This is a genomic window from Actinomadura sp. NPDC000600 (assembly GCF_040492135.1).
Taxonomy (GTDB): domain Bacteria; phylum Actinomycetota; class Actinomycetes; order Streptosporangiales; family Streptosporangiaceae; genus Spirillospora.
In genome coordinates this window covers 1-1,615 of sequence record NZ_JBEUPD010000109.1, presented here as the reverse complement: position 1 = coordinate 1,615, position 1,615 = coordinate 1, and the positions used below count along the sequence as shown (strand labels likewise).

At 56.2% G+C, this 1,615-nt stretch carries 1 rRNA gene; it reads left to right on the top strand.

Annotated elements, in window-relative coordinates:
- Positions 1-1,615 (top strand): 23S ribosomal RNA (locus ABWI07_RS44020); the annotation flags it as partial.

Sequence of the window (1,615 nt, the reverse complement as noted above, 5' to 3'; positions counted from 1 at the left end):
GCGCTAAGTGGGAAAGGATGTGGAGTCGCACAGACAACCAGGAGGTTGGCTTAGAAGCAGCCACCCTTGAAAGAGTGCGTAATAGCTCACTGGTCTAGTGATTCCGCGCCGACAATGTAGCGGGGCTCAAGCGTACCGCCGAAGTCGTGTCATTCATACAATAGGGCCAACGCCTGTATGGATGGGTAGGGGAGCGTCGTGTGCCGGGTGAAGCCGCGCCGGAAGGCAGTGGTGGACGGTTCACGAGTGAGAATGCAGGCATGAGTAGCGATACACACGTGAGAAACGTGTGCGCCGATTGACTAAGGGTTCCTGGGTCAAGCTGATCTGCCCAGGGTAAGTCGGGACCTAAGGCGAGGCCGACAGGCGTAGTCGATGGATAACCGGTTGATATTCCGGTACCCGCTGTGAAGCGTCAAACATCGAGCCCATTAATGCTAAGGCCGTGAAGCCGCCCTGGAGCCTTCGGGCAAAGGGGAGTGGTGGAGCCGCTGACCCAAGGTGGTAGTAGGTGAGTGATGGGGTGACGCAGGAAGGTAGTCCATCCCGGGCGGTGGTTGTCCCGGGGTAAGGGTGTAGGCCGTGCGATAGGTAAATCCGTCGCGCATTAAGGCTGAGACCTGATGCCGAGCCGATTGTGGTGAAGTGGATGATCCTATGCTGTCGAGAAAAGCCTCTAGCGAGTTTCATGGCGGCCCGTACCCTAAACCGACTCAGGTGGTCAGGTAGAGAATACCGAGGCGTTCGGGTGAACTATGGTTAAGGAACTCGGCAAAATGCCCCCGTAACTTCGGGAGAAGGGGGGCCATCACTGGTGATCCAATTTACTTGGTGAGCTGGGGGTGGCCGCAGAGACCAGCGAGAAGCGACTGTTTACTAAAAACACAGGTCCGTGCGAAGCCGTAAGGCGATGTATACGGACTGACGCCTGCCCGGTGCTGGAACGTTAAGGGGACCGGTTAGTCAAACTTCGGTTTGGCGAAGCTGAGAACTTAAGCGCCAGTAAACGGCGGTGGTAACTATAACCATCCTAAGGTAGCGAAATTCCTTGTCGGGTAAGTTCCGACCTGCACGAATGGCGTAACGACTTCTCGACTGTCTCAACCATAGGCCCGGTGAAATTGCACTACGAGTAAAGATGCTCGTTTCGCGCAGCAGGACGGAAAGACCCCGGGACCTTTACTACAGTTTGATATTGGTGTTCGGTTCGGCTTGTGTAGGATAGCTGGGAGACTTTGAAGCCCGCACGCCAGTGTGGGTGGAGTCGTCGTTGAAATACCAGTCTGGTCGTGCTGGATGTCTAACCTGGGTCCGTGATCCGGATCAGGGACAGTGTCTGATGGGTAGTTTAACTGGGGCGGTTGCCTCCTAAAGAGTAACGGAGGCGCCCAAAGGTTCCCTCAGCCTGGTTGGCAATCAGGTGTTGAGTGTAAGTGCACAAGGGAGCTTGACTGTGAGACCGACGGGTCGAGCAGGGACGAAAGTCGGGACTAGTGATCCGGCGGTGGCTTGTGGAAGCGCCGTCGCTCAACGGATAAAAGGTACCCCGGGGATAACAGGCTGATCTTCCCCAAGAGTCCATATCGACGGGATGGTTTGGCACCTCGATGTCGGC